This is a genomic window from Gilliamella sp. Occ4-3 (genome assembly GCF_001690675.1).
In the GTDB taxonomy this organism is placed as follows: domain Bacteria; phylum Pseudomonadota; class Gammaproteobacteria; order Enterobacterales; family Orbaceae; genus Gilliamella; species Gilliamella bombi.
Genome location: NZ_LZHR01000034.1, coordinates 1 through 15,954, shown reverse-complemented (window position 1 = coordinate 15,954; position 15,954 = coordinate 1). Strand labels below are relative to the sequence as shown.

General features: G+C 34.6%; 10 protein-coding genes. 7 read left to right on the top strand and 3 right to left on the bottom strand.

Going from position 1 to position 15,954, the window contains the following annotated elements; all coding sequences use genetic code 11:
• The 5 genes from A9G44_RS13030 to A9G44_RS03915 all read left to right on the top strand — a co-directional run.
• On the top strand, positions 1-176 hold a 176-nt coding region (locus A9G44_RS13030), incomplete at its 5' end, for an IS3 family transposase (RefSeq protein ID WP_179854797.1).
• Between the two features lie 494 nt (positions 177-670).
• Positions 671-2,959, top strand: a complete 2,289-nt coding sequence (gene nrdA, locus A9G44_RS03930; RefSeq protein ID WP_065609268.1) for a class 1a ribonucleoside-diphosphate reductase subunit alpha — start codon at positions 671-673, stop codon at positions 2,957-2,959.
• A 145-nt stretch (positions 2,960-3,104) separates the two neighbouring features.
• A complete protein-coding gene (gene nrdB, locus A9G44_RS03925; RefSeq protein WP_065608766.1) occupies positions 3,105-4,235 on the top strand; it encodes a class Ia ribonucleoside-diphosphate reductase subunit beta in 1,131 nt (376 codons plus the stop codon).
• Positions 4,236-4,413: 178 nt separating this feature from the next.
• Entirely contained in the window at positions 4,414-7,068 is a 2,655-nt protein-coding gene (gene glnD, locus A9G44_RS03920; protein WP_065609267.1) for a bifunctional uridylyltransferase/uridylyl-removing protein GlnD, read from the top strand.
• Between the two features lie 25 nt (positions 7,069-7,093).
• Positions 7,094-8,017, top strand: coding sequence for an AEC family transporter (locus A9G44_RS03915; protein WP_065609266.1), 924 nt, complete (start codon positions 7,094-7,096; stop codon positions 8,015-8,017).
• A gap of 90 nt (positions 8,018-8,107) precedes the next feature.
• On the opposite strand, the gene A9G44_RS03910 is transcribed toward A9G44_RS03915, so the two are convergent.
• Both A9G44_RS03910 and A9G44_RS03905 read right to left on the bottom strand, forming a co-directional pair.
• A complete protein-coding gene (locus A9G44_RS03910) occupies positions 8,108-8,785 on the bottom strand; it encodes an HD domain-containing protein (protein WP_065609265.1) in 678 nt (225 codons plus the stop codon).
• A 17-nt stretch (positions 8,786-8,802) separates the two neighbouring features.
• Positions 8,803-10,320 carry a hypothetical protein gene (locus A9G44_RS03905; protein ID WP_065609264.1) on the bottom strand — a complete coding sequence of 506 codons (1,518 nt, stop codon included), beginning with the start codon at positions 10,318-10,320 and terminating at the stop codon, positions 8,803-8,805.
• A gap of 463 nt (positions 10,321-10,783) precedes the next feature.
• Here A9G44_RS03905 and mprF point away from each other — a divergent pair, with 463 nt between their 5' ends.
• Together mprF and A9G44_RS03895 are read left to right on the top strand one after the other, a co-directional pair.
• Positions 10,784-13,387 (top strand): bifunctional lysylphosphatidylglycerol flippase/synthetase MprF, encoded by a 2,604-nt coding sequence (mprF, locus tag A9G44_RS03900; RefSeq protein WP_065609263.1) that lies wholly within the window; start codon positions 10,784-10,786, stop codon positions 13,385-13,387.
• Position 13,388: 1 nt separating this feature from the next.
• Positions 13,389-14,669 (top strand): virulence factor family protein, encoded by a 1,281-nt coding sequence (locus A9G44_RS03895; RefSeq protein ID WP_081298242.1) that lies wholly within the window; start codon positions 13,389-13,391, stop codon positions 14,667-14,669.
• A gap of 112 nt (positions 14,670-14,781) precedes the next feature.
• On the opposite strand, the gene A9G44_RS03890 is transcribed toward A9G44_RS03895, so the two are convergent.
• Positions 14,782-15,678, bottom strand: a complete 897-nt coding sequence (locus A9G44_RS03890) for a DMT family transporter (protein WP_034914336.1) — start codon at positions 15,676-15,678, stop codon at positions 14,782-14,784.
• Positions 15,679-15,954: the final 276 nt, after the last annotated feature.

Here is a 15,954-nt window from a genome sequence, read left to right as displayed (position 1 = left end):
TTATTCATGACTGTTACTATAAAACGAGGAAGCAGGCTAATAAAGCAGTATTTGAATATATTGAAATCTATTATAATCGGATACGCCGTCATTCAGCCAATGGCTGGGTATCACCTGAACAATATGAACAACAATATTACCAAAACGAAAAAATGATAGAGGTGGGCACTGTCTAATATTCTGGCTAGGATCAGTCAGCCCGACTAAAAAACAATTTTATACTAAAACGTATAGTTACCTGAAAGTTTTTAACAGAAATTTCAACTCCTATGGCAACCTCGCTTTAGCATTGGCCTTGTAAAGGTGAGTATCAGGATGATACGAATAATCAGGGTTACATTATAATCGCTACCGATATTACGACCCGTACACCGCCCGCTACATCAGCCAAGTACATTTTAACTCATGCAAATTTTTACTTTGTCGATAATCAGTTAAATGATATCGATAGCACAACGTTAACTTGCATAAGTTATTCTTATCATTTTTTATGAAAAATAAATTTTAACTATTAAAATCAATAACGTTTTATTTTAATTAATAAATTTGAACCATTGATTAATAATACTACATATAGTGACAAATTCAATTAATAGGTACTATATATTGTATATTTTGATAAACATCAATTATCATAATTAAAAATATACTTTAACATTGGAATGAAAGAATGAATAAATCAATACTCGTTACCAAACGAGATGGAAAGAAAGAACCAATAAACCTTGATAAAATCCACCGTGTTATTACATGGGCTGCTGAAGGATTAGAAAATGTTTCTGTTTCTCAGGTTGAATTACGTTCACATATTCAATTTTATGATGGTATTCGTACATCGGATATTCATGAGACAATTATTCGTGCTGCAGCCGATCTGATCTCACAAGAAGCGCCAGACTATCAATATTTAGCCGCACGCTTAGCAATCTTTCATTTACGTAAAAAAGCCTTTAATCAATTTACCCCACCTTCACTTTATGAACACGTTAAAAAATTGGTCGATAACGAGCTTTATGATAAACACTTGCTTGAAGATTATACGCAAGAAGAATTTGAACAAATGGATAAGATTATCGATCACTGGCGAGATATGTCTTTTTCGTATGCCGCAGTTAAACAACTTGAAGGAAAATATCTAGTACAAAATCGTGTCACTGGCGAGATTTATGAAAGCGCGCAGTTTTTATATATTCTAGTTGCAGCTTGCCTTTTCGCTAATTATCCTAAAGATACACGTCTTAGTTATATCAAACGCTTTTATGATGCCGTTTCAACCTTTAAAATTTCGCTACCAACGCCAATTATGGCGGGGGTTCGTACTCCTACTCGACAGTTCAGTTCTTGCGTATTAATTGAATGTGATGATAGTTTAGATTCTATTAACGCCACAGCAAGCGCTATTGTTAAATATGTATCACAACGGGCAGGAATTGGAGTTAATGCAGGGCGAATTCGTGCGTTAGGAAGCTCAATTCGTGGTGGTGAAGCTTTTCATACAGGCTGCATTCCATTTTATAAATATTTCCAAACAGCGGTTAAATCTTGTTCGCAAGGTGGTGTGCGAGGAGGAGCAGCAACTGTTTTCTATCCTCTTTGGCATTTAGAAGTTGAAAGTTTATTAGTATTACGTAACAACCGTGGCGTTGAAGAAAATCGTGTCCGCCATTTAGACTATGGCGTACAAATCAATAAATTAATGTATCAACGTTTAATCAAAAACGAAAATATTACCTTATTTAGCCCATCGGACGTTCCTGGACTTTATGATGCCTTCTTTGCCGATCAAGATAAGTTTGAAACGCTTTATCACCAATACGAACAAGATCCAAATATTCGCAAACGCGAAGTTAAAGCCGTTGAACTCTTTGCATTATTAATGCAAGAGCGCGCATCAACTGGGCGTATTTATATCCAAAATGTCGATCACTGTAATACTCACAGCCCATTTAATGCTCAATTAGCACCTGTTCATCAATCTAATTTATGTATGGAAATTGCACTGCCAACAAAACCGCTTAATAACGTTAATGATGAACATGGCGAAATTGCCCTTTGCACATTATCAGCCTTTAATTTAGGTAAAATAGAATCTCTAGATGACTTTGAAGAGTTAGCCGATTTAGCGGTACGCGCTCTTGATTCACTACTTGATTACCAAAATTATCCTGTACCTGCAGCTCGTCATTCTTCATTAAATCGTCGCACATTAGGTATTGGTGTTATTAACTATGCCTATTATTTAGCAAAACATGGGGTTAAATATTCCGATGGCAGTGCCAACAATTTAACTCACCGTACCTTTGAAGCCATGCAATACTATTTGCTAAAAGCATCGAATAATCTAGCTAAAGAAAAGGGTGCCTGCCCATTATTTAGTCAAACCACATATTCGCAAGGTATTTTACCTATTGATACTTATAAAAAAGATTTAGATACCATTACTAAAGAGCCGTTACACTATGACTGGGAATCACTACGAGCATCAATTAAAACCTATGGACTTCGTAATTCGACATTATCGGCATTAATGCCATCAGAAACTTCGTCACAAATTTCCAATGCAACAAATGGTATTGAACCACCACGTGGTTTTATTAGTGTAAAAGCATCAAAAGATGGTATTTTAAAACAAGTGGTTCCTGAGTATAACCATCTGAAAAATTTTTACGAATTACTTTGGCAAATTCCAAATAACACTGGTTATTTACAATTAGTTGGCATCATGCAGAAATTTATTGATCAATCAATTTCTGCTAATACTAATTATGATCCGGCTAAGTTCCCAAATAATAAAGTACCCATGAAACAGCTATTATCAGACTTATTGACTGCTTATAAATTTGGCGTAAAAACACTCTATTATCATAATACACGCGATGGCGCTGAAGATATTCAAGGTGATATTGTTTCAACAACCCATTCGGATGATGGCTGTGAAGGTGGCGCTTGCAAAATTTAACCTTGATTAAAACTAAATAGCTACACGCTAAAATTCAATTTTTTATCGGGGGAAAACTAGTAATTTCCCCATTCAACTTGCCTTTTACACTGTCAAAAGGAAGCGGTAAAAGCAACAGTAAATGAGTAGGAGTTCTTTTATGAGTATGAATTACAGTACCTTTTCGCAAGTGCATAACGACCAGCTTAAAGAACCAATGTTCCTTGGACAATCAGTGAATGTTGCGCGTTATGATCAACAAAAATATGAGATGTTTGAAAAGCTAATTGAAAAACAACTTTCTTTTTTTTGGCGCCCAGAAGAAGTCGATATTTCACAAGACCGTATTGATTATGCTGCGTTACCAGAGCATGAAAAACATATTTTTATCAGCAATTTAAAATATCAAACTCTGCTTGATTCCATCCAAGGCCGTAGCCCTAATGTTGCTTTACTGCCACTTATTTCAATACCTGAGTTGGAAACATGGGTAGAAACTTGGTCGTTTTCTGAAACCATTCATTCTCGTTCATATACTCATATCATTCGTAATATCGTTAACGATCCATCTGTGGTTTTTGATGATATTGTCACTAATAAAGAAATTCAAAAACGTGCTGGTGACATTGCAGGTTATTATGATGATCTTATTAGCTATGCAAGTTACTATAATTTATTTGGTGAGGGTGAACATAACATCAATAATCGCACTGTTTGCATTAATTTACGTGAACTTAAAAAGAAACTTTACTTATGTTTAATGAGTGTCAATGCACTTGAGGCTATTCGCTTCTATGTTAGTTTTGCCTGCTCATTTGCTTTTGCTGAACGAGAACTAATGGAAGGGAATGCTAAAATCATTAAACTTATTGCCCGCGACGAAGCGCTACATTTAACTGGCACTCAGTTTATGATCAACACACTACGCAGTGGTGAAGACGATCCCGAAATGGCTGAAATTGCCAAAGAATGTGAACAAGATTGTTATAACTTATTTTTACAAGCCGCTAATCAAGAAAAACAATGGGCCGAATACCTGTTTGAGGGCGGCTCAATGATTGGTTTAAATAAAGATATATTATGCCAATATGTCGAGTATATAACGAACATTCGTATGCAAGCGGTCGGACTAAAATTACCTTTTGAAGCTAAATCCAATCCAATTCCATGGATTAATAACTGGCTTGTTTCTGATAATGTGCAAGTAGCACCACAAGAAGCCGAAATGAGCTCATATTTAGTTGGACAAATTGATTCTGAAATTAATGAAGATGATTTAAGCGATTTTACTTTATAATTTTATACTCAAACACATACTTACCTGAAACTTTTTGACAAAGGGAACAAATTATTGTTCCTTTTTTGTTGTTAATATCAATTAATAATAATTTTCTTTCTTTTAACCGTAGCTTGACAGTCATTTAAAATCGGGTAACGATATAGCTATTGAATTGTCTTAATTTGATAATATAGCTATGACTAAAACCCATTTGTGTTACCCAGTCTCTCCACTTAATTTCAATGATGAACAGATAAATATTACATATCTAAAACAGCAGCTTGAGGAGTTTCAACAGTGGTCCATGGTCCAGTTTGAGCAACAAGCTGACATTGATACCTTAGTGCATTTACGCAGTCAATTTATTGACCGTTTACTTGAGCGATTATGGCGTTTTTATCAAATACCTAAACATGTTTCTTCCTTCTTTAAACGTAATCGTATCGCTTTGGTTGCTGTTGGTGGTTATGGTCGAGCGGAATTACACCCACTGTCAGATATTGATATTTTAATTTTAAGTGATTATCCGTTGACTAAAGAGATAGAAAAACAGCTCAGTGATTTAGTTCGCTTGTTATGGGATTTGCATTTAGATATAGGGCACAGTGTTAGAACATTAAGAATCTGCCTACAAGAAGCAAAAAATGATATCACAATAATGACTAATTTGATTGAATCAAGGCTTATTTCTGGCAATCAATTACTATTAGATGAACTACATAAGCAAATTTTTAGCGATAAAATCTGGCCGTCTCGTGCTTTTTATAAGGCAAAAATACAAGAACAACATGAACGTCATAAGCAATATCACAGCACCTCTTATAACCTAGAGCCTGATTTGAAAAATAGTCCGGGTGGATTGCGAGATATGCAGATTATTCAATGGATAGCGATTCGTCACTTTGGTGGAGAATTTCTACAAAAAATAGCTGATTTCAACTATTTAACCCCTGAAGATATTGAAGACTTTAAAACTTGTCGTAAATTTTTATGGAGAATACGTTTTGCACTTCATTGTGTCATAACTCGTTATGATAATCGTTTGTTATTTGATCGTCAGTTAAGCATTGCTAACATGTTAGGTTATCAAGGCGAAGGTAATGTTCCTGTTGAGAAGATGATGCACGATTATTATCGTGTTGCTCACAATATTACTGAACTTAATCAAATGTTATTACAACTGTTTTATGAATCTATACTTGAACATAATCCACATAACAAACCTTATGATATTGACGAATATTTTCAAGTTCGAGAAAACCTAATTGATGTAAAAGATAATGACATTTTCAAAAAAGATCCCGTCATGATTATGCAGCTTTTTCACACTATTTTGTTGAATCCTCAAATTATAGGACTGTATTCTAATACAATTAGACAATTACGTTCCGCTCGGCGCACACTAACCACTTTACTTTGTGAAGATGCAAAAGCAAGAGCGTTTTTTATGTCGATTATCAAGCACCCAGATGCAATTAATAAAGCCATTTTACCAATGCATAAATACGGTATACTTTCTGTCTATATACCGGGTTGGAAACATATATCTGGGATGATGCAATTTGATCTGTTCCATGCTTACACTGTTGATGAACATACCATCCGCTTGCTGCTTGAACTTGATAGTCTTAAAACCGAAAGTGGCAAACAAAAACATCCTAATAGTGCAAAAGTCTTTGCTAAATTACCTAAACTCGAATTATTGGTAATTGCTGGTCTATTTCATGATATTGGTAAAGGTAGGCATGGCGATCACTCGGAAATTGGCGCTCATTTAGTTGAAAAATTTTGTCAACTACACGAACTCGAAACCAAAGATACTGATTTAATTTGCTGGTTAGTACGTTATCACTTACTGATGTCTGTTACCGCCCAAAGCAGAGATTTACAAGATCCTGCGGTAATTGGAGAATTTGTTCAATTGGTCAAAAGTAAGCGTCGCTTACAGTATTTGTTATGCCTAACAGTAGCTGATGTTTGTGCTACAAACGAAACGCTTTGGAATAATTGGAAACAAAGTTTAATGCGCGAACTCTATCTTAGTGCAGCAAATTCCTTTGACTCTGGTATACACCAAATACCCGAACAGCGAAGTGTTGCACGTAAAAATAAGCAAGAAGCATTAACCATTTTAGTTAAACAAAATTATGATGAACAAATTATTAAAGAGCTTTGGCAAAACTATCGCATTGACTACTTTGTCCGTTATACAACCGAACAAATTGTATGGCATGCAAAAATTCTATTGCAACATGACTTGGGCAAAACATTAGTAGCCATAAATCCAAATCCATCTCATGGTGGTAGTGAGCTTTTTATTTATTCGCCAGATAGACCTTATCTATTTGCAACTGTGTGTAATACGCTAAGTATGCATAATTTAACTATTCATGATGCACTTATCATTACGAATAAAAAAGGATTTGCACTCGATACATTTATCGTATTAGAGCCTAATGGACAGACAGTACAAGAAGATCGAAACCAAGGTCTAGTAAATGCACTTGATAAAGCACTACAACAACCTGTATACAAACCTGTCACCATAAAACCACCGAAACAACGATTGCGATCGTTTTCAGTACCGACTCAGGTTAACTTTCTTTCAGCCTTTAATGACAGCCAAACCTATATGAAGCTCATAGCACTTGATAGACCGGGATTGCTGGCTTGTGTGGGCGAAATATTTGCTAATTTAGATTTATCATTACGTAGCGCTAAAATAGCAACTATCGGCGAACATATTGAAGATCTATTTATTCTAACTGATAAAAACAATCAAGCGCTTGATGATGAAACATGTCAAAAACTTCGAGAATCAATCATTATAGCTTTTGATTCAATGAATTAATTTAATTAACCAAAAGATATAACTTATGCAATTTTTTATTATCTTATTTCCTATTTTTTGTATCTTTATTGTAGGTTTTATCGCACAAAAAGCCTTAAAATTTGATGTCGCCAACCTATCGAAAATGTCACTTTATGTGCTATCGCCCTTTTTGGCATTTAAAACGTTTTATACTCATACTTTAACCACAGATTATCTATTTTATATTGGTTATGTCTTTGGTTTATGCTTTTCATTAGTTATTATTGTCTCAATTTGGTCGATACTCATGAAGTATTCAGTTAAAGAGCGCTGTGCAATGATTTTGAGTTCCTGTTTTATGAACAATGGTAACTATGGTACTCCTGTACTATTAATCTTTTTTGGAGCAGTTGGCTTTGATCTTGGCGTAATAATGATGGTATTACAACAGTTTGTAATGAGCACTGTCGGCATTTACTATGCGGCTAAAGGTAGCGCTCATAGTGACATTGTAAATCAAAAAGACGTTATTAATAAAGTTATTCGCATGCCTGTAGCGTATGGCGCTTTTTTAGGTATTATTTTCCAATTGTGCCACATCCCTTTATCTAAATCGATTATGACTTCAATCGGAATGATCGGTGACGCATCAATTGTAGTGATCATGATTATTTTGGGCATGCAACTGGCAAAAATAAAACTTACTCAGCTTGATTATCCTAAAATCTCATTTGCCTTGCTTGCACGTATGGTGATTTCACCAATTGTGGCATTTTGTATGGTTTACTTTATGCCAATTGAGCCTGTTTATAAACAAGTTTTAATTGTCCTAGCTGCAATGCCAAGTGCCGCCAATACCACATTAATGTCAGTACAATTTGATACTCATCCAGAACTGGTATCAAGTGCGACCTTGCTCAGTACTTTATTAAGCTTGATCACTCTTCCTATTGTACTTGGATTAGTTGGAACACCAATTCCATTTTAGTAAAACCTGTCTTCTTAAAAGAGGCAGGCGTTATACAAATTTTTAAAAAATTAATTATTCATACTCTAACTATTATCGATAAACTAATTTTCAGTAAGAATAATCCTCTCCTTGCCATTCTTTTTCAAATTGTTTAACAAACTGAACTAAAAAATGATGTCTTGGCTCGGCTAGCTTTTTTGCTATGGGGGTATTCATCATATCTTTAAGTAAAAAAAGTTTTTCATAAAAATGATTAATAACGGTATTAGGATGTTTATAATTATTTTCATCCAATGAAGTTCGTGGTGAAATATTAGGATCGTACATAATATTATGCTTATTACCGCCATAATAAAAGGTGCGGGCAATACCAATTGCACCCAATGCATCTAAACGATCGGCATCTTGTACGATCTGCCCTTCTAGTGATAATTCTTTTTTCTGATTAAGATTTTTTCGATATGACATATTCTCGATGATAGCAAAAATCATCTTAATTTCGGTGTCGGTAAGTGTTAGAGACGTTAAATAATCACGCAATTCCATTATTGCTTGACTCACATCAGCAACCACTTTTTCATCAATCACATCATGTAAATAAGCGCTAACAATCACAATAAAACCGTTCGCTTTTGGTTCATGCTGTAAAATCTTTTTTGCTAACTTTACAACACGTTCAATGTGTGCCATATCATGACCTGAAAAATCATTGGATAATTTCTGTTTAACAAAAGATTGTATAGCTTGAATAATCCCCTGTTGTTGCTTATCATTTTTATTATTCATAATATTATTTTGCTAATTTAATTTACACAAACTGTATTTCCATACAACCAAGTGCCAACTTGTCCCATATTAGAATATACTAGAAGATTCGTAGGTCTTTCGTGTGAAGGTTTATATGTATTTTTAGTCCAATAAACCTGATTACTTTCGAAATTACTACCAGGGTAGCTGTTAGCAGAGTCATAAGTTTCTCCCCATTCTGCCAATAATCCCCCACCAATACGACGTTGGTAGTTATTACCTTGACCTGCTAAACCTTGATTCCAATAGAATGAATTAGCATTAGTTAATTGATTAACTGTAGGTATTTGATAGCCCAACTGATTACAGTATTGTTCAGCCTGAGCATAACTACGATTGCTACCACTATAATCCTTTCTTGCGATAAACCATTTTTTGATGGTAAAACTATATACTTTATTGGTTTTGGCTTTATCGGAATATAAGATAAAGGTCGTCGGCACTGCGGTTGCTGCCTCGGCAGCGCTAGCCCCCTCTTTGGGTCCGACTAATCGAATCTTGGCAATACTGCCATTGCCCGTTATAGTTAAATCAATGCCCGATGTTGCTGGTGACTTGTCAAACGTCATATCACTGCCTAAGCTATCAACCATATCCATGGTAAAAAATAGCCCATATGCCCCCATGGTTGGAAAGTTTGATGCCGGATTATTTAAATCTTGACGTTTAAAACCTTTTGCATCATCCCATTGGTTTGGTGGACCTGAATAATTTGACCCACCCCAATTTTTTTTTCGACTATTACTTAAATATAAGTTAGGCTTGGCAGAATAAGTACAAGCGCCTTTAGGCGGATTTAGGTAATAGGTGGCGCGATTAGCCATTATCTGAGTTGAATTTGGTTTGCCATAAGCCGTTGATAAAATGCTATTATCACTTTGCATTGTTACACTATAGGGTGCATTGCAATCCTGAAAGGTATCATCCAATCCCATTTCGGTACCATTGGCATCTCGACCAATAATGGTTAAATTCCCCGTTGCGGTAATATCACCATCGCCATCTTTATCAGCCCAAAAATCATTATTATTCAGCAAATCGGTCATTGAAATAGCACTTTGACCCAATGGAATAAGCGTTTTAATATCGCTAAGTTTTAAACCATCATGCGGCAATGGTATCGGATTGGCTTTAGTTGAGGGATTGTTTTTTGGGGTTAGCACCTTACCATCAGGTAGCTCGATATTTAAAAATCTATCTGTATCCCATGATTGGGTTTTGCCGCCATCAAACGTTAAATAAGGTGCTGATCCCTCTATTTCTTTTGCGGTTTTTGCTGACTTAACTTTAGGTAATACCCCAAATACAAATAAAGGATGACTAATTCCTATACAAAAACACAAAAATAAAATTGATTTTAAAGTGATGAGGTTTTTTTGCAATATCAACAGTAAATTGCTACAGAAGCATAATCGACATATAACAAAACGAAAATAACTTAATGCTAACTGCTTAATTAACCCACTCTTATTCTTCTTATTTTTTATTCTAACATGTTGTACCTTTGACTTCATGATAATGTTCCTTTACATTAATATCCACACCATATAAATGCTATACCATAACGTTGCTAGCATAATTTCTTGTCAACTTATTACATTGCATAGCGCTTACTTGGTAATGATCGATTTTTGCAAATACATTTCCAACAAAAAATCTAGTTTCACAAATTAAAAATTAAGTCAATACAATTATAGCGTAAAGGCTATTTTTTTACACAAAAATTTCAATAAAATAATTATCTATCACATGTAAAAAGACATTTTCCATCGCCTAAATACAGTATTAGAAAGGAAAACAGCTTTCTATAGTAATCTAATCTTAGGTAAACAAAATACTCACATAATATTAATAGTAAAATTTCAGTAATTAATATTTTTTATCGTTTCTTTATTTTTTTACGATTGTTTTCACTAAAACGGAAAGGTAGAATGCGCGAATCAAAATATTATCAAAGCAAATATTGGAGTTGATTAAGTGAAAATATCAACGCGTAAAGTTTTGCCTTGGCAGTTAATAGAATACTTCACTCGTTATCGCCAGTTTATAGCTCTACTATTTGGTCTATCTATCTTTTTTATAGCACTGATTGTGTGTTGGCACTTACTTAAGGCAATTAATGTTAATGAGTTAAAAAGAGCTATTCATCACCTTTCGATGTCTACAATTTTATTTTCGTGTTTATCTGCTATTGGTAGTTATTTAATGTTGATCTGCTACGAATGGTCAGCTGCACGTTATGCGGGCGTCAAATTGAAACCCGCAACTATTGTGCTGGGCGGAATTTGTGCCTCAGCTATCGGTAATGCAATCGGATTGTCGGCATTATCTGGTGGTGCGGTGCGTTGTCGTCTCTATTTTAAACAAGGATTAACAACTATTGATGTTGCCAGAATGTCAATTTTTGTTACCTTATCATTAGGATTCACTTTACCACTATTAGCAGCGATTACCGCTTTAATTCATCCCAAAAATACGATGTTAGCTTTGCATTTATCAGCAAATAGTGTGTGGATAATTGCATGTAGCGTAATTTGCTTTTATGGTGTGCTATTTATCTTTTTGCAAAATAAGCGATTAGCAGAAAAACCAAATAACAAAACCCAATTATATCAATTATTTCGATGGTCTATCCGTCTTCCTAATCTTCGTTTAGCATCTTACCAATTTATTATTACTCTATTTGATGCCATTTTAGCTGGCGCAGTACTTTATTTTCTTTTACCAAAACACCCTGATTTTGCTACCTTTATTATGATCTATATTCTGGCGTTAGTAGCTGGAGTATTGAGTCACGTTCCTGGTGGTGTTGGTGTATTTGAAGCCATTATGCTAGCAGCATTTTCATCCGAAATTAATATAGCTTCATTAACCGTTGCATTAATCATTTATCGCATTATTTATATTTTAATCCCCCTTATTTTGGCGGCTATTTTGCTTTTAATAAACGAAGGAAAACATTTTTTAACCGTACCTCAAGTTAAAGAGACAGAAACAGGGATTGCAGCGCCCATCATGGCGGCAGCTGTATTTTTTGCCGGTGTGGTGATGATGTTTTCAAGTGTACTTCCTGGGTTTAATCACCATTTAGTCAGCACCTTTATCCCCAGTAAAATAGTCAATATTGCTCATCTAATTGCTAGTTTAATTGGCGTTTTATGCATATTACTTGCAGTAGGAGTAAGACGAAGACTCTATTTTGCATGGGGCATTTCAATTATTTTATTATTCTTAGGTAGTATCTGCTCGCTTTTACGCGGATTACATTGGATTGAAGCCAGTGTATTATTAATTATAGCGATATTATTAATCCATTTTAAACATGCTTTCTATCGTAAAAGTCGATTAAGCATATTACCTTTTTCAATTAAATCGTTTGTCATCTGCTTTTGCATTATTGCGCTTTTTGTATGGCTAATTTTATTTATATATCAAGATATTCCTTATAGTCACGATTTATGGTGGCAATTTGAGTTAGACAGCCGAGTACCGCGTGCACTTCGTGCCGCTTTAGGCAGTTTTATTTTGTTAAGCTTTATTATGTTGTTTTGGTTATTTCGCCCTGCGCCACCAATTCTAACTCAACCAGAACAAAACGAGCTAAGTAAAGCCTATCAAATCATTTTAGATTCAAAACAACCTGAAGGTGGGCTTGCCATGAGTGGCGATAAGTCATTACTTTTTAATGAATCACAAACTGCTTTTATAATGTATGCCAAGCGAGGCAGAAGCATGGTTGCCCTTTATGATCCAATTGGAAACAGTACTGATCGTGCTAGTTTAATTTGGACTTTTCGAGATTTGTGCGATCAACATAATCTTCGTCCGGTTTTTTATCAAGTTAAAGCAGCAAATTTACCTTTTTATATGGATATTGGTCTTAGAACTATTAAGCTTGGTGAAGAAGCCTTAGTTAATTTAAAACAATTTGATTTAAGCTCAAAAGATTATAAAGATCTTCGCTACACATGGAATCGTGGTCAACGAGATGGTCTATCTTTAGTATTTTATTCTCCAGGCACAGCACCACTTGATGAATTAAAAGCAGTTTCAGATGCATGGTTAAAAAGCAAACACGCTAAAGAAAAGCAATTTTCGTTAGGCGCTTTTTCTGAACAATACTTGAATAATTTCACTATTGCGGCAATAAAATATGAAGGTCGTATTATTGCTTTTGTAAATCTACTAGAAACAAATCAAAACTATAGTGCAAGCATTGATTTAATGCGTGTTGTCCAAGATATTCCTAAATTAACTATGGAGTTTTTAATGGTTGGGTTGATTTTACATTATCAACAAAAAGATTTTAAATTCTTCAGTTTAGGGATGGTTCCACTTGCAGGTATGCAAAGACGTCGAGGAGCTCCCATGATTCAAAGACTAGGTGCATTAGTTTTTAGACGGGGGGGACGTTTTTATAACTTCCAAGGATTACGTCGCTTTAAAGAGAAGTTTGCAACACACTGGGAGCCACGTTATATGGCCGCTCCAGCAGGGCTTGATCCTTTAGTTGCAATCATTGATACCACCATGCTAATTTCAGGTGGAATAACGGGATTAAAAAAGAATAAGAGATCATAATATGAAAAAAATAATACACGGCATTTTGTTGTTAATTGTTATGATACTCATAGTACTATTAGGATTTGTTGGTTGGTATTTGATAAAAAACCAAGATAGTGCGTCAGTAAAAACGATAACAATCGAAAATGACTTTTCTATTATATCGGCAAAACCTAAACAAACAGCCGAAGCTGCGGCTATTATTGTCGCAACTAACAACAATCATTTTACAGAACAACAACTATTAAACTTATCTGAAAAAATGGGCGCCAAACTAGTTCAGTTTGAATTAAAACCGCAAGCAACTTGTGCTGAGCAAAAAAATCGCTTTAACCAAGCTGTAAACATATTAGGAGAATCTAATTTTGCTGTTGCAGGTATGAGAGAAGGTGCTACTTTTGCTTATCGATGGCTAGCAGAACAGCAAAGTGATGATGCTAAAGCATTATCAATAGAATTCATATTAGATCATAAAGATTGTGATGATCCATTGCCAAGACAAGCTAACCACGGAATGTGGCAAGTAATTTGGAATAATCCACCCGAAGAAAATGTTGCCGTATTCCCACGAGAACAGAAAAAGATTACTGTCACCACAGGAATTGGCGAATACCAAACTTCACCTGTTGAGCTTTTAAGTTTGCATTTATCTTCAATTTTATTTGGTGATCATCAACAGCTACCTGTTATTGAATTACCCGCAACGAGTAAAGAAGTTCATCCTAAAACCGTTACTCTTTACTATTCTGGCGATGGGGGCTGGCGTGACTTAGACAAAGTATCTGCTGAATATATGGCTGCGCATGGTTATTCTGTTGTTGGTGTCGATGCTTTGAAACTGTTTTGGCAACACCGTTCTGTTGAGCGTAGTGCAAAAGATCTCGCCTATTTGATGCAACAATATCGCGAAAAATGGGGTACAACTCGTTTTGTGCTTACAGGTTATTCATTCGGTGGAGATATTTTACCTGCACTTTATAATCGGTTATCAACTACAGATCAAAATAGTGTTCAAGCGATTGTGATGATCGCATTTTCAAAAAATGCTAATTTTGAAATTGAAATCAGTGGTTGGCTTGGTCAATCTGGTAATGAAATGAAAACAGGTCCAGAAGTCAATAACATACCAGCGAGTAAACTATTTTGTATTTATGGTGAAGAAGAGAAACACGATACTGGATGCTTACAGCCAGAAATGAAAGGTGAAGCATTCAAATTACCCGGAGGCCATCATTTTGACGAAGATTATCAGCATTTAGGGCAAATTATCATGGATGCAATTGATAAAAGAATACAATAATTTCGATTAGTGATATCAAAATATTGCAAATTTATTAAATAAAATCGGGTTCTTTGTCATCAATCTGAAAGGAGCTAATGCTCCTTTTTATATGTTCGACTTAATAAAAAAATTATTTTTTTGTTACCCTAACTACACCTTCTGATAATAACACACCACAAAGCGTAAATAGTGTTCCAATAGCAGCAATCCAAGTAAAAGGTTCGTTCAAAATAATAACAGCCGCAATAATAGTAAGAATTGGAACTAAATATAAATAAATACTAATTTTAACTGCACCAATTAATTTAACAGCATAATTCCAAGATGCAAAACAAATAGCCGAGGCACCAACACCCAAGAATAAAAAATTAAAAATGTTAACAGGATCGGTAAAACGTGATAAATTCCAATCAAAGTCAAAGAAAGATAATACAGGAAACATTAACATCAAACCATAAAAAAAGAATCGCCTTGTTAACAAAATAGTATTGTAGCCATAATTGCTACTTTTTTTGGTTAAAATCGAATAACAAGCCCAAAATAAACAAGCCAACATAGTAAGCAGATCACCAAGTGGATTTAACGAAAGCACAAACTTACCATTAAAGCTAATTAGTCCAACACCAATAATTGCAAATAAACAGCCGACATAAAAACGTTTAGGAGGAGTTTCGGTTTTTAAAAAGAAAATAGATAGTATTGCAGTAAATATTGGTGCTAAAGTGGTAATTACTCCAACATTTGAGGCTGTAGTATAAGTTAATGCAATATTCTCACATAAAAAGTAACAAGTTACACCACACAACCCTGCACATAAAAACATAAACTCTCGCTTAACCCCCTGCCAAGCAAAAAAGCGCGGTGATAAGATCCAAAGGGCTAGATAGCCAAGTCCAAATCGAAAAAACAAGATCTCTATTGGTTTAAAATCCGTCAATAAAACTTTTGTTGCAATAAATGTTGTTCCCCAAAGAAACACTGTCATTAATGCGATTAAGTGCCCTTGTGTTCTTTTTGAAAATAACATAATAATCTCTCTGCTCACATAATTATTTCGCAACCAAAGTACAGCTCATTGCTCAATCTTTTATTAAAAATAGTAGTATTCAAAAAAATTTAAAACAATTTATGATAAGACTTGATAACCAAAGAAAAGGCGCTATTTATTAAATAATTAAAATTCTAGCAATACTAGCTTTCTATACGCATTATTTTAAAGCAAAAAAAAAGAAGTAAAAATACTAAAGTAAGTAGTTATTAATAAATAAATGGAAAAAGAAAAGATTTTAAAAATATTTATATG